The organism is Syntrophales bacterium, assembly GCA_030018935.1.
GTDB lineage: Bacteria > Desulfobacterota > Syntrophia > Syntrophales > CG2-30-49-12 > CG2-30-49-12.
The window spans coordinates 1-23929 of the sequence record JASEGZ010000014.1 but is presented as its reverse complement, the minus strand read 5'-3'; the positions used below and the strand labels follow the sequence as shown (position 1 = coordinate 23929).

Genomic DNA, 23929 nt, shown 5'->3' with positions numbered 1-23929 from the left:
TAATACCGAGAACGCCAGCGATGAAAGAGCAAAAGATTAGAATTCGCCTTAAGGCTTACGATCATAAACTACTGGATCGTTCGGTGGAAGAAATTGTGGAAACGGCAAAAAGGACTGGTGCCCGTGTTGCCGGTCCCATTCCCCTTCCGACAGAAATCAATAAATTCTGTGTCAATAGATCACCACATGTAGACAAAAAATCGAGGGAGCAGTTCGAAATCAGGACACATAAAAGACTGATTGACATTATTGAACCGACACAATCAACGGTAGACGCACTTATGAAACTGGATCTCTCTGCTGGTGTTGATGTTGAAATAAAGACGTAAGTGCGAAAAACTATTATTAAGTAGGCATTGTGGTTATGGTAGGACTTATCGGTAGAAAATTAGGCATGACACAGATTTTCTCAGAAGACGGCGCCGCAGTTCCAGTAACTGTTATCGAGGTAAAACCATCTGTGGTGATCCAGAAGAAAACCAGAGAAAATGATGGCTACGATGCTGTGCAGTTAGGTTACGGCCACACAAAGCAGAAACATGTGACCAAAGCCCTCCAGGGACACTGCAAAAAGGCGGATAAGGGTTTCTTTCGGATCCTCCGGGAATTCAGGACAGATACCGATGATTATGAGGTGGGTCAGGAACTAAAAACAGACGTTTTTACTGTTGGTGACTATGTGGATGTTGTAGGAACTACCGAAGGTAAGGGCTTTGCCGGCGTTATAAAACGTCATGGTTTTAGGGGGGGCAGGGCAACCCATGGCTCCATGTTCCATCGAGCCCCTGGATCCATTGGTGCAAGTGCATACCCTTCCCGGGTGTTTAAAGGGAAAAAGCTACCGGGGCACATGGGAAACGTGAGGAAAACTGTCCAGAACTTAATGGTTTACGGTGTAAGACCCGACAGGGATCTGATTTTGGTCAAGGGATCGGTTCCGGGTAGCAAGAATAGTTTTGTTTTAATCAAGCGATCGATAAAAATTAAGTCATAAGTCATATTTGTTTTTGGAGTTATCAGGATGCCAGTGGTGGGAATATATGATGTGGAAAAGAATAAGGTAGCCGAGATCGAACTGAGTGATACCGTCTTTGGCGCGGAGTTGAACGAAGCAGTTCTTTATGAAGTGGTAAGAATGCAGATGGCATCGTGGAGAAGAGGAACCGCCTCGACTAAGGAAAGAAGCGATGTCAGAGGTGGGGGAAGGAAGCCATGGCGTCAGAAAGGAACGGGCAGGGCAAGGGCCGGTACAAGAAGGTCTCCTCTCTGGAGAGGTGGGGGAATCACCTTTGGCCCCAAACCGAGGGATTATGCATACAGAGTACCCAAAAAGGTAAAAAAGAAGGCCCTGATCTCCGCCCTGAGTATGAAGGTCAAAGAAGAGCGGATGTTGATTCTCAGGGATTTCCCGATGGACGAAATCAAGACAAAGAGATTCAAGGAGGTCATTGATCGATTTGGATTAAAAAAAGCCTTGTTTGTTCTGGATAAGTCATATCCGAACCTCGAGAAAGCATCGAGAAACCTCAAAGATATTAGTATGATAAGATCAGAAGGACTAAATGTCTACGACCTACTGAATCATGGTCATGTCGTTCTTTTAGAGCCCGCTGTCAAAATGATTGAAGGGGCGTTGTTGTCATAATGGAAATGTATAACATTATAAAAAGATATATAATTACTGAAAAGAGTACCATCGCAAAAGATGAAGGTAATAAGTATATTTTTGAAGTTGACCGCCGTGCGAATAAAATCGAGATCGGCGAGACAGTGGAGAAGCTCTTTAAGGTCAAAGTCGTGGATGTGCGTGTCATGAATGTGGTGGGTAAGAAAAAGAGGATGGGAAGAATTTTGGGTAAGAAGCGTGACTGGAAAAAGGCGATTGTTACCCTTGCCCCCGGCAACAGCATCGAGATTTTTGCAGGAGTGTAGTTAAGGATAAAGGATTGAGGATTCAAGGGCAAATTTAATCCTTGACCCTTAATCCCTAATCCCTGACCCCTAATTAAAGGATTAAGGTAGATGGCGATAAAAAAATATAAACCCACCTCACCCGGCAGAAGATTTCAGACATGTTCAGACTTCAAGGAAATCACTTCAACAACACCAGAGAAAAGTCTGCTACGTCCCCTGAAAAAGAAGGGGGGACGAAATTGCTATGGAAGAATTACCAGCAGACATATTGGCGGAGGTCACAAGAAAAAATACAGGCTTATTGATTTCAAACGTGACAAGATAGATATCCCTGCCAGAGTAGCTTCGGTCGAGTACGATCCCAATAGAACTTCAAGGATTGCCCTGTTACATTATCTGGATGGAGAAAAACGATATATTCTGGCTCCTGCAAAACTGGATGCGGGAGATACTGTGGTAAGTAGTGAAAAAGCGGATATTAAACCGGGAAACGCCATCCCACTGAAAAATATACCTCTCGGTTCCCTTATTCATAATCTGGAACTTAAGCCGGGTCGGGGTGGTCAGATGATCAGAAGTGCAGGAGTCTATGGACAGCTTATGGCCAAGGAAGGACGATATGCCCAGGTCAGACTCCCCTCAGGGGAAGTGAGAAAATTTTTCCTTGCATGTAAGGCCTCCATCGGACAGGTGGGAAATATTGAGCAGGAGAATGTTAGCATTGGCAAGGCTGGCAGGTCGAGATGGCTGGGAAGACGGCCTAAGGTTCGTGGTGTAGCCATGAATCCCGTAGATCATCCCATGGGGGGAGGAGAAGGTAAATCATCCGGGGGGAGACATCCATGTACCCCGTGGGGGGTCCCGACGAAAGGCCACAAAACGAGAGCAAACAAGAGCACTGATAGATATATAGTGAAGAGAAGAGGTTAAGAAGGTGGCACGTTCGATTAAAAAAGGTGCATATATTGAGGAAAAGCTTCTTGAAAAAGTCAGGAAAGCCGACTCTACGGGAAGCAAAAATGTGATAAAGACTTGGTCCCGTCGTTCCACAATTACCCCTGAATTGATAGGACACACCTTCGCCGTGCACAATGGAAAGAATTTTATTCCCGTTTTTGTTACGGAGAACATGGTAGGGCACAAACTCGGTGAATTTGCGCCAACAAGGACATTTTACAGTCATGCAGGTGATCGAAAGTCGAAACTGCGTAAATAAATAGCGTTTAGAAGGGGATATGGAAGCAAAAGCAGTTGCCAGATATGTGCGAACATCACCACAAAAGGCACGGTTGGTAGTAGATTTGATCAGGGGAAGGAGGGTTGAAGAAGCCCAGAAGATACTAGCCTTTACAAAAAAGCGTGCTGCCAAAGCGGTCAGTAAAGTCTTAAAGTCAGCCACAGCTAATGTCGGGCAGAATCCCAATATAGACAAGAATATCCTCTATGTGAAGAAGATTTTTGTGGATCAGGGTCCTTCCCTGAAGCGATGGAGGGCAAGGGCCCAGGGAAGAGCGGCTTCGATAAAAAAAAGGACATCTCATATAACAATTATCCTGGATGAAGAGTGGTTGCCTCGTAAAAAGTAACAAAATCAGAGGATCTTGTTGAAAGCGCAACAGATGAGGAGGTGAAAGGTTGGGGCAAAAGGTTAACCCGATTGGGTTTAGGTTGGGTGGTATCAAGACATGGCATTCACTATGGTTCGCAGAAAAAAATTACAGTAAGCTGCTTCATGAGGATATCAAGGTTAGAAAATACCTCAAAAAGAAACTTTATCATGCGGGTATCTCAAGGATAGAGATAGAAAGGGCTGCCGATAAAGCCAAGGTTAATATTTATGCAGGACGTCCCGGAATTATTATAGGTAAGAAAGGTTCAGAGATAGAGAAGCTGAAGAAGGAACTTGAGGGGGTTGCCGGAAGAGAGATTATTATAAACATTCTTGAGGTGCGGAAGCCTGAAATAGACGCACAACTCGTTGCTGAGAGTATTGCCCTTCAGCTGGAGCGGCGTGTTGCCTTCAGGAGGGCGATGAAAAAATATGTAAACTCTGCGCTCAAATTTGGTGCCAAAGGTATCAGAGTGACATGTTCTGGAAGACTTGGGGGAGCAGAGATGTCGAGGTCAGAGTGGTATCGAGAAGGAAGGGTTCCCCTTCACACACTGCGGGCAGCTATTGATTACGGTTTCGCTGAGGCTCATACCACTTATGGCATTATCGGTGTGAAGGTACATATATTTCATGGAGAGGTGCTACCCATGAAAGACGCGTAGGCTGAAAGCTAAATAAAACATCAGTCGTACGTCATAAGTCTTATGTCATACGTTTTACGACTTACGACTTATGACATACGCATTAGAGGGAAGGTCGCCGAATTATGTTAATGCCGAAAAGGGTCAAATACAGGAAGTTGCAGAGGGGTCGTATGGGTGGCAAGCCCACCAGGGGTTGCCATCTGGCCTTTGGGGAATATGGCTTGCAGGCCACCGAATGTGGATGGATCACGGCAAGGCAGATTGAGGCCGCACGTATTGCCATGACGCGTCACGTGAAACGGGGAGGGAAAGTCTGGATCAGGATATTCCCCCATAAGTCAATTACCAGGAAACCAGCCGAAACCCGTATGGGAAAAGGGAAAGGATCACCTGAAGAGTGGGTAGCCGTTGTAAAACCGGGTATTGTTCTCTATGAAATGGAGGGAGTTACAAAAGAGGCCGCCATAGAAGCATTTAGGTTGGCAGCGCACAAGCTTCCGATATCTACTAACTTTCTTTCAAGGGATAGATATAGTGAAAATCAAGGAAATTAGAGAACTAAGTATTGATGAGTTAAAACAAAAAAATAGGGATCTGTTGGAAGAGCTTTTCAAGCTCCGGATCCGCCATACCTCCGGGCAATTGGACACCCCTTCTGTGATGGGCCTTATCAGAAAAGATATTGCCCGCATTAAGACTGTACTGAGGCAAAAGGAGGATCATTAGAGATGGGTGATCGGGGTCATAAAAGAACCATTATGGGAGTCGTTGTAAGCAATAAAATGGATAAGACCATCGTTATTCGGGCAGAAAGATTGGTCAAGCACGCTGTATTTCATAAATACATCAAAAGACATGTTAAATATAAGGCCCATGATGAGAAAAACATTTGTAACATGGGAGATAAAGTCCTCATCGTCGAATCGAGACCACTGAGCAGGGAAAAGCGATGGCGGCTACGCAAAATTATAGAGAAGGCGGGGTAGGTCCTACGGGTACTACTTTCTTTAGGTGGTGTTTTCTTATGATACAGATGCAGACTATTTTAAATGTGGCCGATAATTCAGGTGCAAAGAAGGTTGCCTGCATTAAGGTTCTCGGTGGCTCGAAAAGAAGGTATGCCAGCGTGGGTGATATCATTGTCGTATCCGTCAAAGAAGCCATCCCCAATGCAAAGGTCAAAAAAGGGGATGTCATGAAGGCTGTAGTCGTACGTACTGTGAAGGAGGTAAGGAGAGCGGATGGTTCATATCTGAAATTTGACGATAATTCTGCTGTCCTCATTACGAATCAACTGGAACCTGTAGGAACAAGAATATTCGGACCGGTTGCCCGCGAATTGAGGGCAAAACAATTTATGAAGATTATTTCTCTGGCACCGGAGGTGTTATAGGGGTCTGGGGTTGTCTGAAGACTGACATAGGAAAATTGGAGACCGGGGAATAAGAGATGCGGGAAAGGCGATTGAAGAAAGGTGATACGGTGAAGGTAATCAGCGGTAAGGAGAAAGAGAAAACCGGCAAGATCATCAAGATTATCAGCAATAAGGACAAGGTATTTGTGGAGAAGTTAAACTTCATCAAACGGCATCAGAGACCTACTGCAAAGGGGAAAGGAGGTATCGTTGAGAAAGAGGGACCGATACATATTTCCAATGTGATGCTCATCTGTAACAAGTGTGATACAGCCGTTAGAGTGGGGTACAGGATATTAGATGATGGAAACAAGGTACGTTTCTGCAAAAAATGTCATGAGATACTGGATGCTTGAGGGGTAGGACAAAAGTGGCAAGGTTAAAAGAGTATTACCTGAGGGAAGTCGTTCCAGCATTAATTAAGGGATTTAACTATAAAACCCGGATGGAAGTTCCCAGACTGGAGAAGATTGTCGTCAATATGGGTCTCGGTGAAGCAATCCAGAACATCAAGATCCTCGATAATGCTGTGGAAGAACTTTCCGTGATTGTTGGTCAGAAACCGGTAATTACAAAGGCGAGACGGTCAATTGCCACGTTTAAGCTTCGTAAAGGTATGTCTATAGGATGTCGGGTTACCTTGAGGAGGGAAAGGATGTACGAGTTTTTTGACAGACTTGTAAATGTTGCTCTTCCAAAGGTCAGAGATTTCAGGGGAATTCCGCCAACGTCGTTTGATGGAAGAGGGAATTTCGCCATGGGATTGAAGGAGCAGCTTATCTTTCCAGAGATAGATTATAACAAAGTTGATAAGATAAGAGGGATGAATATTGTGATAGCTACAACAGCTAAAACGGATGATGAGGGAAGGGAACTCCTCAGGCTCATGGGTATGCCGTTTAGAAGTTAGTGAACAGACATTTGCCATCAGTCGTGATGGTGCTTTTATAGAGAAGCAGTAATGCAAAGATGGTGGGTTAAGCGGCAAGTGACTACGGAGGAAAAGGTGTGGCAAAAAAATCCTTAATTGTAAAGGCTAAAAGGAAAATGAAATTTCCGGTCAGGGCATATAACCGTTGTCCCATCTGTGGAAGACCGAGGGCATTTTACAGGAAATTCGAGATGTGTAGAATATGCCTGAGAAATCTTTCCCTCAAGGGGGAAATCCCTGGCGTCATAAAATCGAGCTGGTAATCAGGGTGTTTAGGGTGTTTAAGGAGTAGTGTATAAAAATGACCGATCAGATTGCAGATATGCTAACGAGGATCAGAAACGCCAATAGGATTCATCATAAGAGTGTTGATGTACTATTGTCCCGGGTTAATATGAGCATCGCCAGCGTTTTGAAAAAGTCAGGCTACATCAATGGGTACAACATTGACAAAGATAAGCAAGGACACCAGGTGTTAAGGGTATATCTCAAGTACCCGGATGCGAAGAAAACCGTCATTACAGAGATTCGCAGGATCAGTAAGCCAGGAAGAAGGGTTTATGTAAAGAGTGAAAAGATTCCCAAGGTATTGAACGGGTATGGAATTGCCGTCATTTCCACTTCCAGGGGGATCATGACCGATAAAGAGGCCAGAGAGTTAAACATAGGTGGCGAGGTTCTCTGCCACGTATGGTAGTCAGTCATCAGTCATCAGTCATCAGTCTTATGTCCTTATGTCTTTTGACTTACGACTTATGACTTATGACTTATGACTTATGACTTAAATGGTAAGGCATGTTACGGAAGCGGCAGGGGAGATTTGTTTATGTCGAGAGTTGGTAGGAAACCTATACAAGTTCCCGGAGGTGTAAGAGTCCATCAGGGCGATGGGGTCATCAAGGTTGATGGTCCCAAGGGAACCCTGTCAATGAAGCTGCCGCAGCACGTTGAGGTAACCCTCGACAATGGAACCATTGTGGTAAAAAGGTTGTCCGATGATAGAACAGGAAGATCATACCACGGTTTAGTAAGAACGCTTATAGGAAATATGGTGGCGGGTGTCAGTACCGGTTTTGAAAAGAACTTGGAGATATCAGGAGTCGGATACAGGGCAGAGGTAAAAGATACCATTCTTAAATTGGCTGTTGGTTATTCTAATCCTGTGAAATATCAGATTCCAGAGGGGGTTAACATTAAAGTTGACAAACAGGTGAGTATCTCGGTTTCGGGAATTGATAAGCAACTGGTGGGGAGAGTTGCCGCTGAGATAAGAGCGCTAAAGAAACCGGAACCATATAAAGGTAAAGGGATAAAGTATGCAGGCGAACAGGTAAGGCGAAAGGTTGGCAAATCTGTGGGGGCCTGAGATTAGAAAAATGTCGTCAGTCATCAGTCATCAGTCTTATGTCCTTATGTCTTTTGACTTTTGACTTATGACTTATGACTTAAACTGGTGGCTGAGGTAAAAAACATTGGCATTAAAGAAGGTTGAAAAAAGCAGAGTTAAACGTAAATTAAGGGTAAGGGGAAAGATACACGGTACTGAAATGAGGCCACGTCTTTCGGTGTTCAGAAGTGCTGAGCATATCTATGTCCAGGCAATTGACGATGATCTGGGAAAGGCTCTTGCTGATGCCTCAACCCTCAGTAAGGAATTAAGGGGCACCCTTGATGGTCTGAAAAAGGCTGATGCAGCTAAAGAAGTAGGGAGATTGGTGTCAAAACGATTGAAGATGATGGGTGTTGAACAGGTTGTCTTTGATAGAGGAAGATATCTCTATCATGGGCGGATCAAGGCCCTTGCTGAGGCTGCCAGGGAATCGGGGTTGAAATTTTAGCTGACCAGAGGCAAAATATTTTAGTCATAAGTCATAAGTCGTAAAGTCGAAGATGTAGGACGCATTGACATAAGACGTAAATTCAGAAAATGAAGGAAATGATAGTTGAATAAAAAAGACGTAAAAGAATCGGAATTCCTTGACAGGGTCATAGCGATTAATAGGACGGCCAAAGTGGTCAAGGGTGGAAGGAGGTTCAGATTCAGTGCCGTGGTTGTTGTCGGTGACGGTAATGGATTGGTAGGCACCGGTCTGGGCAAGGCCCATGAGGTGCCAGAGGCAATCAGAAAAGGCATGGAGCAGGCCAGGAAAAACATGACTAAGGTTGCTATTGTAAACAGGACAATTCCCTATGAGGTTATCGGCCATTATGGTGCCGGGAGGGTACTCCTGAAGCCTGCCTTTGAGGGAACAGGTCTCATCGCGGGAGGCGCTGTGAGGGCAGTACTTGAGGTGGCGGGAGTTCATAATATATTGACGAAATGTCTTGGTTCGCACAACCCTCATAATCTGGTCAAGGCAACCCTTGACGGACTATGTCAATTGAAGTATCCAGCGGATATTTCCACCCTAAGGGGAAAGGATATTGCTGAGCTTTAAGGTTTATAACTACATAGGAGAAGTATGTTTGTGGGTAAGAAGCTAAAGATAACACAGATAAGAAGTTATATCGGAAGGCCAGAAAAGCAAAGAAAGATCCTTCATGGTATGGGACTGGGAAGATTGAACAGGACTGTCCTGCTGAATAATACGCCTGAGATTCGCGGCATGGTCAAAAAGGTCATCCACCTACTATCGGTGGAGGAACTTGAGGAGGGGGCCGAAGTATGAATCTGGGTACTTTGAAACCACCGGATGGTTCGAGAAAGAAAAGAAAAAGAGTTGGCCGTGGGGATGGATCAGGTCACGGTGGGACATCATGCAGAGGATCAAAAGGGCAGAATGCCCGTTCAGGCGGAGGTGTCAGGCCTGGTTTTGAGGGTGGTCAGATGCCTCTATCGAGAAGATTACCCAAAAGAGGATTTCGTAACCGCTTCCGCAGGGACATCATTATTCTCAATATAGAACAGTTGAAGAGATTTCCTGAAGGTTCTGTCATCGATGAGGAGACCCTCATAAGTAGGGGGTTGGTGAAGAGAAGAGGTGATGGCATCAAGGTACTGGGAAAAGGGAATATCGTCTACCCCCTGACACTGAAGCTAAACATGATTAGTCGTTCTGCGAGAGAGAAAATTGAAGCTGCTGGTGGCAAGATCATAGAGGTTGCCTGATTTGCTTGAAGGATTTAAAAATATCTCAAAAATACCGGAACTTCAGAAGAGGATCCTCTTTACGCTTCTTCTGTTGTTTGTCTACAGAATAGGTGCGCATGTCCCCACGCCGGGAATCGACACGGCAGCATTAGCAGCCTTTTTTGAACAGGCGAAGGGTTCCCTTCTCGGACTCTTTGATATGTTTGCCGGAGGGGCCCTCTCCAATCTATCTGTCTTTGCCCTCGGGATTATGCCCTATATCAGTGCATCCATTATCCTCCAGTTAATGACTGTCGCTGTTCCCCACTTAGAAAAGCTCTCTAAGGAGGGTGAAGCGGGAAGAAGAAAGATAACCCAGTACACACGATACGGGACGGTAATTTTAAGCATCATTCAAGGTTTTGGCATCGCCATTGGACTGGAAAATATGGCCGGTCCCAGCGGTGCGTCTATTGTGATTAATCCCGGCTGGGACTTTCGATTGATGACTATGATCACGCTGACTGCCGGCACGGCATTCATCATGTGGCTTGGAGAGAGGATTACAGAAAAGGGAATCGGTAATGGTATCTCCCTGATCATCTTTTCCGGAATTGTATGCGGAGGCCCCGTGGCAATCATCAACACCTTCCGCCTTTTGTCTGCGGGTGAAATGGGCATCTTCGTCATTGTCCTGTTGTTCATCATGATGGTCGCTGTTGTAGGAGTCATTGTATTTGTTGAGAGCGGTCAAAGGAGAATACCGATACAATATGCAAAACGGATTGTGGGCAGAAAGATGTATGGTGGACAGACAACGCATCTACCCCTGAAGATAAATATGGCGGGGGTTATCCCCCCCATATTTGCCTCCTCGATTATCATGTTTCCCGCGACGATTGCCAATTTCATTCCCCATCCCTGGATGAAGATGGTGGCAGATATCCTGATCCCTGGAAAATGGGGGTATGAGGTACTTTATGTCGCCTTTATTATATTCTTCTGTTACTTCTATACAGCAGTTACCTTCAAACCTTCTGATGTGGCTGATAATATTAAAAAGTATGGGGGTTACGTCCCGGGGATAAGGCCGGGTAAAAAGACGGCGGAGTATATAGACGATATTTTGACTAAACTGACTTTTAGTGGCGCAATTTACGTCTCGGCGGTCTGTGTGCTGCCCAGTATACTGGTCAGTTACTTTAATGCACCCTTTTATTTCGGGGGTACGGCGCTGCTAATTGTTGTCGGTGTTGCCCTCGATACGGCAGGTCAAATAGAAACTCATTTATTGACAAGACAATATGAGGGGTTCATGAAGAAGGGACGTATCGCAAGAAGGCGCTGACAGATACCTTAAGAAAAAAATTTGGGAAATGGTTATTTTGAGGCTTCCTGAGGAAATTGAGAAGATAAGAACAAGTAATCTCATTGTGGCGGAGATATTGAACGAATTAAAGGAAAAGGTAAAACCTGGTATAACCACAGTAGAGCTGGACAGAATAGCCTCCGAACTGGCCAGGAAGAAGGGGGCGAGGCCAGCGTTTAAAGGGTACAGGGGTTATCCATTTTCCCTGTGTACCTCGGTCAATTTTGAAGTTGTTCACGGCCTCCCATCAACTAAGGCTCTGGTCGAGGGTGATATTATAAGCCTCGATTTTGGTATATATTATAAAGGGTACTATGGAGATGCCGCGGTAACTGTTCCGGTCGGTAACGTCTCTCCCGAAGCGGCAAGGCTCATGGAGGTCACGGAGCAGGGTTTATATGATGGTATAAAGGAGGCAAAAGCCGGAAATCGTCTGGGTGATATATCTGCCGGTGTACAGATGCGCGTTGAGGCTGCTGGTTTTTCTGTTGTCAGAGATTTTGTAGGCCACGGCATCGGGAAGAATCTCCATGAGGAACCTCAGATACCAAATTACGGGGAGCGAGGGAGAGGCGTTGAATTAAAGGCCGGTATGGTGCTGGCCATAGAACCAATGGTCAACGAAGGCACACATAGAGTCAGGATATTGTCTAATGGTTGGACTGTCGTGACAGAAGATGTAAAACTCTCAGCCCACTTTGAGCATTCTGTGGCGATCACCGATAATGGTCCGGATATCCTCAGCAAAATACAGTAGTTCAAGTTAAGTGCCTAAAGTGAGCTAAAGTTTAAAGTGCCTAAAGTTATTTAAAATCAAGAAAAAGAAGGTCTTATGGCAAAAGAAGAACCTATAGAGGTTGAAGGTCGGGTCATCGAACCTTTACCGAATGCTATGTTTCGTGTTGAACTGGAAAATGGACATCGTGTCCTTGCCCATATTTCGGGAAAGATGCGGATGCATTTTATTAAAATACTCCCCGGTGATAAGGTGACTGTTGAACTGTCCCCCTATGATCTGACGCGGGGAAGGATTATATACAGGTCAAAATAGAATCGGGGTAACAGGTGACAGAGGGCAGTTGTTGCCGTTTCCTGATGGAGGATGGGAATATTGAAAGTAAGGTCTTCCGTGAAAAAAATTTGCGATAAATGCAAGATTATCAAAAGACATGGAGTGTTGCGAGTTATCTGTGAGAATCCCAAGCATAAGCAACGTCAGGGATAAGAGCGGTATAATCAGGAGGTAATCAGGTGGCGAGAATTGCGGGAGTGGATCTACCGAGGAACAAAAGGATGGAAGTTGCCTTAACTTATATATATGGCATAGGGTGTACCAAATCGAGAGAGACACTTAGGAAGGCAGGTGTCAGCTTTGATACAAAGACAGACAACCTCGCTGATTCAGAGATAACCTCAATAAGGAATATTATCGATAAAGAACATAAGATTGAGGGAGATTTAAGGAGAGAAGTGTCCATGTCGGTGAAACGCTTGATAGATATTGGTACCTATCGCGGATTAAGGCACCGTAAGGGGCTCCCTGTCCGAGGTCAAAGAACCCATACAAATGCCCGGACAAGAAAGGGACCAAGACGGACGACCGTCGGCAAAAAGAAGTAACCATTACTGTACCAACGTGGAGAAAAGTACAATGGCAAAGACAGCAGTAAGGAAGACAACAAAAAAAAAGGAAAGAAAGAATATACCGGAAGGCATTGCTCACATTCAATCAACCTTTAATAATACAATTGTTACTATTACAGATCTCAGTGGCAATGTGATTGCCTGGTCCTCTGGCGGAGTGCAGGGATTTAAAGGTTCAAGGAAAAGCACACCCTTTGCGGCACAGATGGCGGCCGAAGACGCTGCGAAGAAGGCCAAGGAACAGGGCTTAAAAAGGGTCCAAGTTTATGTGAAGGGACCCGGTGCAGGTCGGGAATCGGCATTGAGGTCTCTCCAGATAGCAGGCCTTAGCATTAGCCTGATCAGGGATGTCACACCGATTCCCCATAACGGGTGCCGTCCTCCGAAGAGGAGAAGGGTTTAAGCGGAAAAGTGACTAAAGTGCACTAAAGTTGGAAGTTAAAAAATTTTAGTTCACTTTAGGCACTTTAGCTCACTTCCAACTTCACACTTAAGGATTATATTTGAAGGTTTTGGAGGGAAGGTATTTTGGCAAGATATAGAGAATCAGTATGCAGATTATGCCGAAGAGAGGGGTTAAAACTGTTTCTCAAAGGAGACAGATGTTACAGTGATAAATGTGCCTTTGAGAGACGAGGGTATGCCCCAGGCGAACATGGTCAGGTACGAAGAAAACCCTCCGACTATGGTGTTCAGTTAAGGGAAAAACAGAAACTGAAGAGGATGTATGGTCTTTTAGAAAAACAGTTCCGGGGATACTTTGAAAAGGCTGACAAGCAAAAAGGGATAACAGGTACCAACCTTTTGCTTTTCTTAGAGAGAAAACTCGACAATATGGTTTTTCGTATGGGGTTTGCCAATTCGAGGAGTGAAGCAAGGCAGCTCGTCGGGCATAATCATTTTCTGGTGAATGGTAAATCTGTCAACATTCCATCTTATCTGGTCAATGCTGGTGATGAAATCAGTGTAAAAGTAAAGAGCAGGAATGTGGAGCGGATTCGTGAGGCTATGGAAACAGTTGCCAGGCGAGGGGTACCACAATGGCTGGAATTGGATAAGGATAACTTCAGGGCGGTTGTGAAAACGCTTCCCACCCGTGAAGAACTAACGATGCCAGTTCATGAGCAGTTAGTTGTTGAGCTTTATTCTAAATAACTCTAACACTTAAGGAGGAAGGCACAGAGGCACAGAGGCTTTTTACTACTCTTCGAGAAAAGATCTTTCATTCGCCACTCAAAGCCCCTTTTGCGAGTTGTGCAAGGGTCTCTCTTTGTGCCTCTGCCACTTTGTGCCTTAAAGATGAGGGTATTGAACCATGCAAAAAAACTGGTGCAGCCTGATACGACCAAAGAGAATTGAAATTGATGAGAGTACACATACATGTTTTTATGGGGAGTTTACCTGCCAGCCCTTAGAGAGAGGGTTCGGCATTACCCTCGGCAATGCACTCAGGAGGATATTGCTGTCGTCTATACAGGGAGCAGCTATTGTATCTGTGAAAATTGATGGTGTCCTTCATGAATTTTCCACAATTCCAAGTGTCAAAGAAGATGTAACTGATATTATCCTGAATCTGAAGGGTGTTCGTCTTAAACTTCGTCAGAATGGATCAAGGATTATTCGTATTGATACATCAAGGGAAGGAGTTATTACGGCAGGGGACATTATAACTGATGGAACCGTGGAGATACTGAACCCGGACCACTATATTGCAACTATCTCCGGGGGAACACCTTTTAAGGCGGAGATGGTTGTGAAGATGGGAAAGGGGTATATGCCTGCCCAAAAGGAAAATAATATTGATCAGCCCGAGGGCACAATCGCCATTGATGCTGTGTTTTCACTGATAAAAAAGGTGAACTATACCGTTACCCATGCCAGGGTGGGCCAGATTGCAGACTATGATCGGCTTATCCTGGAAGTGTGGACGGATGGGAGTATCCAGCCGGAGAGTGCCGTAGCTTATGCAGCTAAGATATTAAAGGAACAGTTGGACATATTTATCAACTTTGGAGAAGTTGAAGAAGAAGAGGAACGGAAGATTGACGAAAAAGAGGAGCTTAACAAGAAGCTCTTAAGGCATGTTGATGACCTGGAACTTTCTGTAAGATCAGCCAACTGTTTGAAAAATGCGGGCATTAACACCATCGGAGAGCTCGTTCAGAAAACAGAAGTAGAGATGCTCAAGACAAGAAATTTCGGCAGGAAGTCCCTGAATGAAATCAGAGAAATCCTTGCAGAAGCTGGACTTAGTTTCGGTATGAGACTTGATTTTCCTCCCTGGAATAAAAAAGGGAAGAAAGTGGTGGAAAAATCCAATGAAGATACAGGAAACCAATCGCTTGCCGGAAAGGAAGATGTTCAATGCGCCATGGAAAGTCTGGAAGCAAATTAGGTAGAACAACAAGTCATAAAAAAGCCATGTTGAGAAATATGGTCACTTCCTTTTTGAAGTATGAGAAGATTAAGACAACAGATGCAAAGGCTAAAGAATTGAAAAAGGTTGTAGAAAAGATGATCACCCTGGGAAAGAAGGGTAATCTTCATGCAAGAAGGCAGGCCCTGTCTTACGTAAGGGATCGAAAGGTGGTGGGAAAACTTTTCACCGATCTATCAGATAGGTACCATGACAGGAATGGCGGGTACACGAGAACCATCAAGATTGGCAATCGCACTGGTGATAATGCACCCATATCCGTCATTGAACTCATTGACGAAAAACAAAGTCATAAGTCATAAGTCATAAGTCATAAGTCGTAAGTCGTAAGACATAGGACGTACGACGTAAGACGTACGACAGAGAGGGAAGGAGGGTTTGTCATGGCAGAAGAAAAAATTGGCGAAGTGGTAAAGTTTTTTGCCAAACCGAGTGTTGCAGCAGTTAGAATAACGGGCGGCGAGTTGAAGATAGGCGATACAGTTAAATTTATAGGTCATACGACAGATCTAACAAGCATCATTGATTCGCTTGAGATCAACAACAAAAAAGTGGAAAAGGCGGTGGCAGGCGACTATATTGGCATTAAGGTCCCTGCTCGTGTCCGTCCCGGAGACGAGGTATTTAAAGTTTTGTAGCCGCAGCCCCGTATTCAAGACGGGGCTGCCTGCGTATCATGCCTCGAAATACGTGATAGTGGGCATTTTTGTTATTGCCACTGCCGAGGGGAGCTGTGTTACCTGATGGCAACATATCATTAGGGGCAAAAAAAGATGAACATCAAGATATTGGGTTGCTATGGATCACAGCTTCCGGGTGCCAACGCAACGGCTTTTTTACTGAATGGAAAAATTCTGGTAGATGCCGGTACTGTTACCTCTATCCTAACATTGGAAGAACAGGTCAACATCGGTTATATCCTTGTCACTCATCCTCATATTGATCATGTACGGGATATAATGTTTCTGGCAGACAATATCTGTTATCTCAACAAAGACAATCCTCTCGTTATCCTCAGTACACAGTACATTATTGATGCCCTCCGGACGTATCTCTTCAACGGTATTATCTGGCCTGATTTTTCAGTGATTCCCACTCCAGAAAATCCGGTCTTGAAATTTGAGGTTATCAGGCCCCGGGAAAAGGTTCGGATTGACAACCTTGACGTTACTGCCATCAGGGTTCATCATGTTGTGGAAACAGTGGGGTATGTAGTGGAATCCAGGGAGGGATCTGTTATCTTTGCAGGTGATACAGGACCTACAGATGAAATCTGGAAAATCGCAAACAGGATCAAGAATTTGAAAGCTATATTCGTGGAGACATCCCTTCCCGACAGTATGAGAGATATTGCGGATATGAGCGGTCACCTGACGCCCAGCAGTCTGGAGCATGAGTTAAAGAAACTGGATTCCCTTAAAACTGACATCTATCTTTATCATATGAAACTCCAGTATCACCAATCCATTCAAGACGAGGTCACCCTGATCAAGAATAGAAAAATACATGTCCTCAAAGACGGCCAAGCGATACAGATCAACTCCCTTGATGCAGGCACAAAGTTGTAAAGGCACATAGACACAAAGGAGAGAATAACATGACTTTGTGCCTTTGTCACTCTGTGCCTTTGTGCCTAATTATATATGAATTAGATGGCATCTCGAGGTAACCTTGAATATCTCTCCGGATTAAGTAGCACAGTTATCCGTCTGGGCCTTGGCCCCATTTCCCGACTCCTCGAAAGATTGAACAACCCCCAGCGAAAATACGAGACCGTTTTAATTGCGGGAACCAATGGTAAAGGTTCCATCGCGGCAATGACGGCCTCGATCCTGTGCCAGGGAGGATTTAGAGTCGGTCTTTATACATCTCCTCACCTGATAGATGTCATAGAACGGATACGCATCAATGGCCTTATGATCACGCCTACGGAAATGGATGAAAGAATAGGAGAAGTGAAAAAACAGGTCCTGGAGGATGTGACCTACTTTGAATTTCTCACTGCGGTGGCCTTTCTTCACTTTTACCGGGAAGACGTAGACGTAGCTGTCCTGGAAGTAGGAATGGGGGGAAGACTTGATGCAACCAATATGGTTACACCGGCGGTATCTGTCGTATCCAATATCTCTCTCGATCACAGGGAATATCTGGGAAATCGTCTAAAAGACATTGCCCGTGAAAAGGCTGGTATTATCAAGGATGGAGGGTTGTGCATCAGTGCGGCAAAGCAAAAGTCGGTCATAAAAGTCCTGGAGGAAATCTGCCGTGAGAGGAGGGCAAAGCTATACCTGCTCGGAAGGGACATAAAAGTCAGGATGCACCGTGATGGCACTTTTTCCTACCGAGGAATTGCAAAGACCTACCATAACCTCGTCTGTCCTTTGAGAGGAAGACATCAGATGGAAAATGCTGTCTTGGCCATTGGCACTATTGAGACGATGGCAGCAAGAGGCTTCCATGTTGATGAGAGTGCCCTCTCTAAAGGAATGAAGGATACCATGTGGGAAGGACGATTGGAGATTCTTCAATATGCACCAATGCTCCTTGTTGATGGGGCACATAATCCGGCGGGCGTTTCTGTCCTCTGCCGCGCCTTAAAAGAGTCTTTTTCCTATAAAAAATTAATCCTCCTTTTTGGAGTCCTCAATGATAAAGACTACAGGGCCATGCTGAATAAACTGGTCTCCCTCGCAGACAGACTTATTATCACGAAACCGACCATAGACAGGGCCGTACCCCCCAAAGAACTCGTGCCGGTGGCAAAGTGGTACAAAAACCCTATAGAGGTTGTAGAAAAACCCTCTGAGGCCCTCCAGCGAGCCCTCATCACGGCTGATAAAGAGGACCTCATCTGTGTCACAGGTTCGCTTTACCTTGTGGGAGAGATAAAACAGGCATTTACTGGAATCTTGAGGTAGGCGCTGTGATTTTAATCCAGAAAATGAGATGCCTTTACTCTACGGATTCTCTTCTGAGGGCGGCGATTCGTATCGCTGCTTACAGCACAGGATTATATAAATGGTCATGCATTTTCATCCTCCTTTTTTTCCTTCCCATCCCTGGCCCATTCGCCATGGAGAGAGAGACCTCAAAAGGACCGGTTACCATCGAGGCTAACAGCATCGCTTATGACAGAGATAAAGACACCTATCATGCAGAGGGGAATGTGATCATCACCTTTTCCGGGGGCATCATGAGAGCAGACAGCGTGGTCCTGAATAAGGCCACGAATAGCGCCCTTGCTGAAGGACAGGTTGTGATTAGGAGTGAAGGCGATATCCTTGAGGGAGACAGGGTGATATTCGATATCGCTACAAAGACAGGAGTAGTTTACAGGGGAAAGATGTTCATTGAAAAAAATCATTTCTATCTCAGCGGGGAAAAGATCGAGAAGAAATCCGAAGCGACCTACAATATAAAAGACGCCACGGTAACTACCTGTGATGGTGATTCGCCGGACTGGCAACTAACGGCCAGAGAGGCAAATGTGACCGTTGATGGTTATGGCGTCTTAAAACACGGTAAGTTTCTGGTGAAAGATTTTCCCATCCTCTACATTCCCTATCTGATATTTCCCGCCAAGACAACCCGCCAATCGGGTTTCCTTTTCCCCCGTCTTGCCTATTCCCGGGATAGACATGGCCTGGACATTGAGGTCCCCTTCTACTGGGCAATTTCGAAGAGTACGGATGCGACATTCTACCAGCGCTACATGGAAAAGAGGGGATGGAAGGAAGGAGTGGAATTCAGGTACTTCATCAGTGAAGGTTCATGGGGCGCCTTTTATGGTGACTTCCTGAACGACACTATGCAGACGGCTGAAACATCAGGAGGTATTAGCAGAAACTGGACCTCCGACCAGAAAAGGTGGTCATTTTACCTTAATCATGAGACCACCTTTAGCGAAGGATTCTATCTCAGGACTGACATTGCAAGGGTCTCCGATAACTGGTATTTTAAAGACTTTTCCACCTCCAATTATTATCTCGATCACTATTCAGCCAGTGAAGAACTGCGTTTCAAAAAAGTTTCCTTCCTCGGCAATGAATCTCTTGGATCATTGGATTCAACAGCCCGTCTGGTCAAGGACTGGCAACTGTACAACCTCACGGGCCTGATCAGTTACACCGACGATTTCCGAAGCGCTTCCAACGAGGCAACCTTACAGAAGTATCCGGAAATTCGTCTAACCGGTATAAAACAACCCCTCTTCGACACTCCTCTGAACTTTGAACTTGCCGCTTCTTACGACTATTACTACCGAACTGAGGGACAGAAGGGACACATCTACGATGTCCAGCCGACCATTTCTCTGCCTGTTAACCTGGGAGGCTATCTTCAACTGACACCAGAAATGGCGATGAAAGAAACATTCTGGGACCGGGATGACGGCACGGCGGCAAATGATAATAAACATGGCGACCGTAAAGTATGGAATACTGGTGCGAACCTTACCACGGAGATCCATCGTATCTTCGATGTAGGCGGCGAAACGATGGAAAAGATAAAACACGATATAAAATCGGAATTGACTTATACCTACGCAACCGTTATCGCTCAAGATAACCGTCCTGATTTTGTGACGGAGGTCACGGGAGAAAACAATTTAGCTTATGCCCTGATCAATACCCTTACGGCGAGGCTGAAGGGGAAGGATGGGAGGATAAGCTACCGTGAACTTCTCCGCCTCAAACTGGCCCAGAATTATGATATCGGAGAGGCAAGGGGGGACGTAACCGGTCCGGAAATGGAAAAAAGACCCTTTGGTGATCTTGACGTGGAACTTGACTGCGTTCCCTCAGAATATTTTTCCTTCCGGGGACGTAACAGGTTTAGTGTAAATTCGGGGGAATGGAAACAGGCCAATTATGATTTGCATTTGACTGACCGGCGGGGGGACTCGGCCACCCTCGGGTATCGTTACACCCAGAATTTTCTGGAGGAGCTCAATCTTTCCCTCAAGGCCCTGATAACGAAGTCTCTGGATATGACCTGTTTAATGAGGAAGAATCAGCTCGATGGCAAATACGTGGAAAGGACTTACGGCCTCAATTACCGTCGTCAGTGCTGGAACGCCGAGCTGAGCTATTCTGACAGTGAAAATGACAGGAGGTTTATGGTGTCCTTTTCACTATATGGCCTCGGCAGGGGCGGAGGCTGGTAGAATGGAGAGTTTTTCCTTGACAAATATTATATAATAAATGTAAAATCTCCCTTTAAATTTTTAAAGGTTTGGTTGGTCCTATGAAGACATATAATGCAAGAAAAGAGGATGTTCGCAGGCTCTGGTATCTCATTGATGCCGATGGTAAGGTTTTAGGAAGGCTGGCCAGTGAAGTTGCAAGACGCCTGCGGGGTAAGCATAAACCTATCTATACGCCCCACGTGGACACGGGAGATTTTGTAATCGTTGTCAATGCGGGAAAGGTTACCCTAACCGGCAAAAAACTAACAGATAAGATTTACTATCATCACTCCGGCTATCCGGGAGGCATAAAAAAAACGTCTGCCGGAAAGATGCTGGAGGACAATCCAGTAAATCTTCTGCGCCATGCGGTCAAAGGGATGCTTCCCAAAAACTCCCTGGGAAGGAAGATGCTTAAAAAGCTCAAGATTTATACCGGGAGTGATCATCGTCACCAGGCGCAGTGTCCACAGATCCTTGAATTATAAAACTATCCTTAGGGGATTAGAAATCGAGGTCTTTGAAAATTGACTTCACAAGGGCTCAAAATCTTAAATTCGCTCTTTCTGAAGCCAATTTTCAATTTTACAAAGGTTTCTCATCCTGTTTCAACTGAAAACTGAGGACTGATAGCTGAACACTTACAAGATTACTAATTTTGGGAGACGGTTATGACAGAGAAACGCTTCTATGCCACAGGAAAGAGAAAGTGTGCCATCGCCAGGGTGTACATGAAAAAGGGGAGTGGTGTCATCACAGTAAACAAGAGGAACTTCGATGACTATTTTACAAGGGACTCTCTTAAAATGCTCATCCAGCAGCCCATTGATATTGTCGGGAAAAGGGGTAAGTTTGATTTTTATATTAGTGTTTGTGGGGGTGGCATTGCCGGGCAAGCAGGTGCAGTTAAACATGGAATCTCTAAGGCCCTTGTGGAATATGATATGGGGCTGCGACTAATGCTGAAAAAGGCGGGGTTTTTGACAAGAGATTCGCGTATCAAGGAAAGAAAAAAGTACGGGCAACCGGGGGCGAGAAAACGGTTCCAGTTTTCCAAACGATAATGAATAAGTTACAAGTCGTAAGTCTTAAGTCCTACGTCGTAAGTCTTAAAACAATATTAGAAAATGTTTTGAACATTTCTGGCTCCTGACTCCTGAGTAGTTACAATTATGTTAAAGATTGGCATATATGGGGCAAGCGGATACACCGGTCAGGAACTTTTACGGCTTCTCCTCCGCCATCCGGAAGCAGAGGTTGTGGCCCTAACATCGAGGAGATTCAAGGGAATTCCTGTCTCTGACGTTTATCCCATATTTGTTGGACTGACCAATTTGATCTTCCATGATGCGTCTCCAGAAGATGTGGCCAGTGTTGCCGACGTTATCTTCTTAGCTCTTCCCCATGGCGTCTCGATGAAAGTTGCCCCAATTTTTCTGAAGACCGGAAAAAAGGTTATTGATCTCAGCGCCGATTTTCGTTTGCGGGACGTAAAGTCCTACGAACAATGGTATGGCAAACATACGGCACAAGACATTATCGAACAGACAGTCTATGGTATTCCAGAATTGTACCGAGATGCTGTGAGGAAAGCCAGGTTTGTTGCCAATCCAGGCTGTTATCCAACCAGTGTTATTCTTGGTCTTGCCCCAGTACTGAAAGAAAAATGGATTGACAGTGCATCTATTATCGTTGATGCGAAGTCGGGGACCAGTGGAGCGGGACGGGAACCACAGGTGGGGTCACTCTTCTGTGAGGTAAACGAAGGATTTAAAGCTTATAAAATCGGTCAGCACCGCCATACACCGGAGATGGAACAGGAACTTTCTCGCCTTGCCGGGCATGATATCAGAATTTCCTTCACCCCCCATCTCCTGCCTATCAACAGGGGTATCCTGAGTACGATATACGCAACGCTGCAAAAGGATGTGACCACAGCCGAACTGCTTGACCTTTATCAGGCATTCTACCGGGGTGAGAAATTCGTCAGGGTTTACAGCGCGGGAACGTTTCCCAATATTTCTTCCGTTCGTGGTTCCAACTACTGTGACATTGGTATTGTCACTGATAAGAGAACGAAGAGAGTCATCATTATATCCGCGATAGATAATCTCATAAAAGGCGCTTCCGGCCAGGCCATTCAAAATATGAATCTCGTGTGTGGCATAAACGAAGAGACCGGGCTGGATATGGCACCGCTATTTCCGTAAGTCTTCCCACCGGAGTATTCAATGTCCTTGAGGATATACAACACCCGGACAAAGAAAAAAGAAACATTTAAGCCCCTCAGGGAAGGAAAGGTTGGCATCTATGTATGTGGCATTACCGCCTATGATGTCTGCCATGCAGGTCATGCCCGTTCAGCGGTGGTCTTTGATGTCATTAAAAAATACCTGCAATGCCGTGGTTATGATGTCATCTATGTCAAGAATTTTACCGATCTGGACGATAAGATCATTAAAAAGGCGATTTCTGAAGGAGTTGACATCTCCGAGATCGCAGATAGGTATATCAGAACGTACAATGAGGATATGGATAACCTTGGTGTAGACAGACCCACCATAAGTCCCAGGGCAACGGAACATATTGACGGTATGATCAGCCTTATCAACACCCTCCTCCAAAAGGGGCTGGCCTATAGGGCAGATGGCGATGTCTATTACGCGGTGGAAAAATGGAAAAATTATGGAAAACTTTCCGGCAGGGACCTGAAAGAATTGATGGCTGGAGCCAGGGTGGAGGTGAATGAGAAAAAGAGAAACCCCCTCGATTTTGCCCTCTGGAAGGCAAGCAAAGAGGGAGAGCCGTGGTGGGATAGTCCCTGGGGACAGGGTAGACCGGGATGGCATATTGAGTGTTCAGTCATGAGTCAACGATTCCTGGGGGATACCTTTGACATCCATGGCGGCGGCGAGGATCTGATCTTCCCCCATCATGAAAACGAGATTGCCCAGTCGGAAGGCGCCTCCGGCAAGCCCCTGGCCAATTTCTGGATACACAATGGTTTCATCAGGATAAAGGGAGAGAAGATGTCGAAATCCATCGGCAACACCTTTACCATAAAGGATATGTTGAAAAACTATCATCCCGAGGTATTGAGGCTTTTTATGCTTACTAGCCATTACAGAAGCCCCTTGGATTTTTCCGATGACTCTCTTGACGAGGCAAGGCTGGGCATGGACAGATTTTATGCCGCCCTGAAAAATATCAAGGATATTCTGCTCCGTAAGATGGATTACTCTCAGATTTCCCTTGAGAAGCTTCAGGGGAGGCATAGAGATGTGTGCGACAGGCTTGCGGCATTGTCTGAAAAATTTCTGGAAGCCATGGATGATGATTTCAATATGGTCAGGGCCATTGGTTATATCTTCGATGCCGTAAGACTCATCAATGGTTATATGGCGGATGAACAATTCGTTATTTGTTCCGAGACACTCTTTGTCCTCCATACGGCAAAGAGGTATTTTGAGGAAGTTGGCAGGATATTAGGCTTGTTTCTGGATGAACCTGACTATTATTTTTGCCGGGCCAGGGACAGAAAAGTTGGGAAACTGGGCCTGGATATTAAAGAAATTGAGCATTTGATTGAGGAAAGACGGGTGGCAAGAGAGGCTAAGGACTGGGGGAAAGCCGATGAGATCAGACGTCTCCTTGCAGAAAAAAGGGTGAGCCTCAAAGATACCCCCTCCGGCGCCACATGGGAAATTGA

37 protein-coding genes and 1 pseudogene are annotated in these 23929 nt (G+C 45.3%); all 38 read left to right on the top strand.

Annotated elements, in window-relative coordinates:
* Positions 1-20 precede the first annotated feature (20 nt).
* Positions 21-329: a 30S ribosomal protein S10 gene (gene rpsJ, locus QMD03_04325; GenBank protein ID MDI6776459.1), complete on the top strand. Its 309-nt coding sequence runs from the start codon at positions 21-23 to the stop codon at positions 327-329.
* A 35-nt stretch (positions 330-364) separates the two neighbouring features.
* Positions 365-994 carry a 50S ribosomal protein L3 gene (gene rplC / locus QMD03_04320; protein ID MDI6776458.1) on the top strand — a complete coding sequence of 210 codons (630 nt, stop codon included), beginning with the start codon at positions 365-367 and terminating at the stop codon, positions 992-994.
* Positions 995-1021: 27 nt separating this feature from the next.
* Positions 1022-1645, top strand: coding sequence for a 50S ribosomal protein L4 (gene rplD, locus QMD03_04315; protein MDI6776457.1), 624 nt, complete (start codon positions 1022-1024; stop codon positions 1643-1645).
* Positions 1645-1932, top strand: coding sequence for a 50S ribosomal protein L23 (gene rplW, locus QMD03_04310; protein MDI6776456.1), 288 nt, complete (start codon positions 1645-1647; stop codon positions 1930-1932). Before rplD ends, rplW begins: the two co-directional genes overlap by 1 nt.
* Before the next feature lie 90 nt (positions 1933-2022).
* Positions 2023-2844, top strand: coding sequence for a 50S ribosomal protein L2 (gene rplB / locus QMD03_04305; protein MDI6776455.1), 822 nt, complete (start codon positions 2023-2025; stop codon positions 2842-2844).
* Positions 2845-2848: 4 nt separating this feature from the next.
* Entirely contained in the window at positions 2849-3130 is a 282-nt protein-coding gene (gene rpsS / locus QMD03_04300; GenBank protein ID MDI6776454.1) for a 30S ribosomal protein S19, read from the top strand.
* A gap of 19 nt (positions 3131-3149) precedes the next feature.
* Positions 3150-3500 (top strand): 50S ribosomal protein L22, encoded by a 351-nt coding sequence (gene rplV / locus QMD03_04295; GenBank protein MDI6776453.1) that lies wholly within the window; start codon positions 3150-3152, stop codon positions 3498-3500.
* Between the two features lie 49 nt (positions 3501-3549).
* Positions 3550-4188, top strand: a complete 639-nt coding sequence (gene rpsC, locus QMD03_04290; GenBank protein MDI6776452.1) for a 30S ribosomal protein S3 — start codon at positions 3550-3552, stop codon at positions 4186-4188.
* Between the two features lie 104 nt (positions 4189-4292).
* Positions 4293-4724 carry a 50S ribosomal protein L16 gene (gene rplP / locus QMD03_04285; GenBank protein ID MDI6776451.1) on the top strand — a complete coding sequence of 144 codons (432 nt, stop codon included), beginning with the start codon at positions 4293-4295 and terminating at the stop codon, positions 4722-4724.
* Positions 4705-4896: a 50S ribosomal protein L29 gene (gene rpmC, locus QMD03_04280; GenBank protein MDI6776450.1), complete on the top strand. Its 192-nt coding sequence runs from the start codon at positions 4705-4707 to the stop codon at positions 4894-4896. The genes rplP and rpmC overlap by 20 nt, the downstream gene beginning before the upstream one ends.
* 2 nt (positions 4897-4898) lie before the next feature.
* Complete coding sequence (gene rpsQ, locus QMD03_04275) at positions 4899-5156, top strand: 30S ribosomal protein S17 (GenBank protein MDI6776449.1); 258 nt, start codon at positions 4899-4901, stop codon at positions 5154-5156.
* 38 nt (positions 5157-5194) lie between these two features.
* Positions 5195-5563, top strand: coding sequence for a 50S ribosomal protein L14 (rplN, locus tag QMD03_04270; protein ID MDI6776448.1), 369 nt, complete (start codon positions 5195-5197; stop codon positions 5561-5563).
* Between the two features lie 56 nt (positions 5564-5619).
* Positions 5620-5940 (top strand): 50S ribosomal protein L24, encoded by a 321-nt coding sequence (rplX, locus tag QMD03_04265; GenBank protein ID MDI6776447.1) that lies wholly within the window; start codon positions 5620-5622, stop codon positions 5938-5940.
* Between the two features lie 14 nt (positions 5941-5954).
* Entirely contained in the window at positions 5955-6494 is a 540-nt protein-coding gene (rplE, locus tag QMD03_04260; protein ID MDI6776446.1) for a 50S ribosomal protein L5, read from the top strand.
* Between the two features lie 98 nt (positions 6495-6592).
* The gene (locus tag QMD03_04255) at positions 6593-6778 is read left to right on the top strand and encodes a type Z 30S ribosomal protein S14 (GenBank protein MDI6776445.1); all 186 of its coding nucleotides are present in this window, start codon (positions 6593-6595) and stop codon (positions 6776-6778) included.
* Positions 6779-6810: 32 nt separating this feature from the next.
* On the top strand, positions 6811-7212 hold the full coding sequence (gene rpsH, locus QMD03_04250; GenBank protein ID MDI6776444.1) for a 30S ribosomal protein S8: 402 nt from the start codon (positions 6811-6813) through the stop codon (positions 7210-7212).
* A gap of 129 nt (positions 7213-7341) precedes the next feature.
* Positions 7342-7881 carry a 50S ribosomal protein L6 gene (gene rplF / locus QMD03_04245; protein ID MDI6776443.1) on the top strand — a complete coding sequence of 180 codons (540 nt, stop codon included), beginning with the start codon at positions 7342-7344 and terminating at the stop codon, positions 7879-7881.
* A gap of 106 nt (positions 7882-7987) precedes the next feature.
* The gene (gene rplR, locus QMD03_04240) at positions 7988-8353 is read left to right on the top strand and encodes a 50S ribosomal protein L18 (protein ID MDI6776442.1); all 366 of its coding nucleotides are present in this window, start codon (positions 7988-7990) and stop codon (positions 8351-8353) included.
* 105 nt (positions 8354-8458) lie between these two features.
* Positions 8459-8953: a 30S ribosomal protein S5 gene (rpsE, locus tag QMD03_04235; protein MDI6776441.1), complete on the top strand. Its 495-nt coding sequence runs from the start codon at positions 8459-8461 to the stop codon at positions 8951-8953.
* A 24-nt stretch (positions 8954-8977) separates the two neighbouring features.
* Positions 8978-9184, top strand: coding sequence for a 50S ribosomal protein L30 (rpmD, locus tag QMD03_04230; protein ID MDI6776440.1), 207 nt, complete (start codon positions 8978-8980; stop codon positions 9182-9184).
* Positions 9181-9624: a 50S ribosomal protein L15 gene (gene rplO / locus QMD03_04225; protein ID MDI6776439.1), complete on the top strand. Its 444-nt coding sequence runs from the start codon at positions 9181-9183 to the stop codon at positions 9622-9624. The genes rpmD and rplO overlap by 4 nt, the downstream gene beginning before the upstream one ends.
* Before the next feature lies 1 nt (position 9625).
* On the top strand, positions 9626-10933 hold the full coding sequence (gene secY / locus QMD03_04220) for a preprotein translocase subunit SecY (GenBank protein ID MDI6776438.1): 1308 nt from the start codon (positions 9626-9628) through the stop codon (positions 10931-10933).
* Between the two features lie 28 nt (positions 10934-10961).
* A complete protein-coding gene (gene map, locus QMD03_04215) occupies positions 10962-11711 on the top strand; it encodes a type I methionyl aminopeptidase (GenBank protein MDI6776437.1) in 750 nt (249 codons plus the stop codon).
* 75 nt (positions 11712-11786) lie between these two features.
* Entirely contained in the window at positions 11787-12005 is a 219-nt protein-coding gene (gene infA / locus QMD03_04210) for a translation initiation factor IF-1 (GenBank protein ID MDI6776436.1), read from the top strand.
* 60 nt (positions 12006-12065) lie between these two features.
* Positions 12066-12179 carry a 50S ribosomal protein L36 gene (gene rpmJ, locus QMD03_04205; protein MDI6776435.1) on the top strand — a complete coding sequence of 38 codons (114 nt, stop codon included), beginning with the start codon at positions 12066-12068 and terminating at the stop codon, positions 12177-12179.
* A gap of 26 nt (positions 12180-12205) precedes the next feature.
* Positions 12206-12574: a 30S ribosomal protein S13 gene (gene rpsM, locus QMD03_04200; GenBank protein ID MDI6776434.1), complete on the top strand. Its 369-nt coding sequence runs from the start codon at positions 12206-12208 to the stop codon at positions 12572-12574.
* A gap of 31 nt (positions 12575-12605) precedes the next feature.
* Positions 12606-13001, top strand: a complete 396-nt coding sequence (gene rpsK / locus QMD03_04195; protein ID MDI6776433.1) for a 30S ribosomal protein S11 — start codon at positions 12606-12608, stop codon at positions 12999-13001.
* A 125-nt stretch (positions 13002-13126) separates the two neighbouring features.
* Positions 13127-13753 carry a 30S ribosomal protein S4 gene (gene rpsD, locus QMD03_04190; protein ID MDI6776432.1) on the top strand — a complete coding sequence of 209 codons (627 nt, stop codon included), beginning with the start codon at positions 13127-13129 and terminating at the stop codon, positions 13751-13753.
* A gap of 160 nt (positions 13754-13913) precedes the next feature.
* A pseudogene (locus tag QMD03_04185) lies at positions 13914-14900 on the top strand (DNA-directed RNA polymerase subunit alpha).
* A gap of 62 nt (positions 14901-14962) precedes the next feature.
* A complete protein-coding gene (rplQ, locus tag QMD03_04180; GenBank protein ID MDI6776431.1) occupies positions 14963-15337 on the top strand; it encodes a 50S ribosomal protein L17 in 375 nt (124 codons plus the stop codon).
* Positions 15338-15418: 81 nt separating this feature from the next.
* Positions 15419-15673 carry an EF-Tu/IF-2/RF-3 family GTPase gene (locus QMD03_04175; protein ID MDI6776430.1) on the top strand — a complete coding sequence of 85 codons (255 nt, stop codon included), beginning with the start codon at positions 15419-15421 and terminating at the stop codon, positions 15671-15673.
* 135 nt (positions 15674-15808) lie between these two features.
* Positions 15809-16603, top strand: coding sequence for a 3',5'-cyclic-nucleotide phosphodiesterase (locus QMD03_04170; protein ID MDI6776429.1), 795 nt, complete (start codon positions 15809-15811; stop codon positions 16601-16603).
* A gap of 84 nt (positions 16604-16687) precedes the next feature.
* Positions 16688-17953 (top strand): folylpolyglutamate synthase/dihydrofolate synthase family protein, encoded by a 1266-nt coding sequence (locus QMD03_04165; protein MDI6776428.1) that lies wholly within the window; start codon positions 16688-16690, stop codon positions 17951-17953.
* A gap of 5 nt (positions 17954-17958) precedes the next feature.
* Positions 17959-20199: an LPS assembly protein LptD gene (gene lptD / locus QMD03_04160; protein ID MDI6776427.1), complete on the top strand. Its 2241-nt coding sequence runs from the start codon at positions 17959-17961 to the stop codon at positions 20197-20199.
* Positions 20200-20279: 80 nt separating this feature from the next.
* Positions 20280-20708, top strand: a complete 429-nt coding sequence (gene rplM / locus QMD03_04155) for a 50S ribosomal protein L13 (protein ID MDI6776426.1) — start codon at positions 20280-20282, stop codon at positions 20706-20708.
* A 183-nt stretch (positions 20709-20891) separates the two neighbouring features.
* The gene (rpsI, locus tag QMD03_04150) at positions 20892-21284 is read left to right on the top strand and encodes a 30S ribosomal protein S9 (GenBank protein MDI6776425.1); all 393 of its coding nucleotides are present in this window, start codon (positions 20892-20894) and stop codon (positions 21282-21284) included.
* 108 nt (positions 21285-21392) lie between these two features.
* Complete coding sequence (gene argC, locus QMD03_04145) at positions 21393-22430, top strand: N-acetyl-gamma-glutamyl-phosphate reductase (protein MDI6776424.1); 1038 nt, start codon at positions 21393-21395, stop codon at positions 22428-22430.
* Between the two features lie 21 nt (positions 22431-22451).
* The coding region (cysS, locus tag QMD03_04140) for a cysteine--tRNA ligase (protein MDI6776423.1) at positions 22452-23929 on the top strand (1478 nt) is incomplete at its 3' end.

What these genes read in the sequence shown, in the direction of transcription:
- rpsJ (MDI6776459.1), top strand. Translation starts at nt 21, where the DNA reads ATGAAAGAGCAAAAGATTAGAATTCGCCTTAAGGCTTACGATCATAAA.
- rplC (MDI6776458.1), top strand. Translation starts at nt 365, where the DNA reads ATGGTAGGACTTATCGGTAGAAAATTAGGCATGACACAGATTTTCTCA.
- rplD (MDI6776457.1), top strand. Translation starts at nt 1,022, where the DNA reads ATGCCAGTGGTGGGAATATATGATGTGGAAAAGAATAAGGTAGCCGAG.
- rplW (MDI6776456.1), top strand. Translation starts at nt 1,645, where the DNA reads ATGGAAATGTATAACATTATAAAAAGATATATAATTACTGAAAAGAGT.
- rplB (MDI6776455.1), top strand. Translation starts at nt 2,023, where the DNA reads ATGGCGATAAAAAAATATAAACCCACCTCACCCGGCAGAAGATTTCAG.
- rplV (MDI6776453.1), top strand. Translation starts at nt 3,150, where the DNA reads ATGGAAGCAAAAGCAGTTGCCAGATATGTGCGAACATCACCACAAAAG.
- rplP (MDI6776451.1), top strand. Translation starts at nt 4,293, where the DNA reads ATGTTAATGCCGAAAAGGGTCAAATACAGGAAGTTGCAGAGGGGTCGT.
- rpsQ (MDI6776449.1), top strand. Translation starts at nt 4,899, where the DNA reads ATGGGTGATCGGGGTCATAAAAGAACCATTATGGGAGTCGTTGTAAGC.
- rplN (MDI6776448.1), top strand. Translation starts at nt 5,195, where the DNA reads ATGATACAGATGCAGACTATTTTAAATGTGGCCGATAATTCAGGTGCA.
- rplX (MDI6776447.1), top strand. Translation starts at nt 5,620, where the DNA reads ATGCGGGAAAGGCGATTGAAGAAAGGTGATACGGTGAAGGTAATCAGC.
- rplF (MDI6776443.1), top strand. Translation starts at nt 7,342, where the DNA reads ATGTCGAGAGTTGGTAGGAAACCTATACAAGTTCCCGGAGGTGTAAGA.
- rpmD (MDI6776440.1), top strand. Translation starts at nt 8,978, where the DNA reads ATGTTTGTGGGTAAGAAGCTAAAGATAACACAGATAAGAAGTTATATC.
- rplO (MDI6776439.1), top strand. Translation starts at nt 9,181, where the DNA reads ATGAATCTGGGTACTTTGAAACCACCGGATGGTTCGAGAAAGAAAAGA.
- map (MDI6776437.1), top strand. Translation starts at nt 10,962, where the DNA reads ATGGTTATTTTGAGGCTTCCTGAGGAAATTGAGAAGATAAGAACAAGT.
- infA (MDI6776436.1), top strand. Translation starts at nt 11,787, where the DNA reads ATGGCAAAAGAAGAACCTATAGAGGTTGAAGGTCGGGTCATCGAACCT.
- rpsK (MDI6776433.1), top strand. Translation starts at nt 12,606, where the DNA reads ATGGCAAAGACAGCAGTAAGGAAGACAACAAAAAAAAAGGAAAGAAAG.
- rplQ (MDI6776431.1), top strand. Translation starts at nt 14,963, where the DNA reads ATGCGCCATGGAAAGTCTGGAAGCAAATTAGGTAGAACAACAAGTCAT.
- QMD03_04175 (MDI6776430.1), top strand. Translation starts at nt 15,419, where the DNA reads ATGGCAGAAGAAAAAATTGGCGAAGTGGTAAAGTTTTTTGCCAAACCG.
- QMD03_04170 (MDI6776429.1), top strand. Translation starts at nt 15,809, where the DNA reads ATGAACATCAAGATATTGGGTTGCTATGGATCACAGCTTCCGGGTGCC.
- QMD03_04165 (MDI6776428.1), top strand. Translation starts at nt 16,688, where the DNA reads ATGGCATCTCGAGGTAACCTTGAATATCTCTCCGGATTAAGTAGCACA.
- rplM (MDI6776426.1), top strand. Translation starts at nt 20,280, where the DNA reads ATGAAGACATATAATGCAAGAAAAGAGGATGTTCGCAGGCTCTGGTAT.
- rpsI (MDI6776425.1), top strand. Translation starts at nt 20,892, where the DNA reads ATGACAGAGAAACGCTTCTATGCCACAGGAAAGAGAAAGTGTGCCATC.
- argC (MDI6776424.1), top strand. Translation starts at nt 21,393, where the DNA reads ATGTTAAAGATTGGCATATATGGGGCAAGCGGATACACCGGTCAGGAA.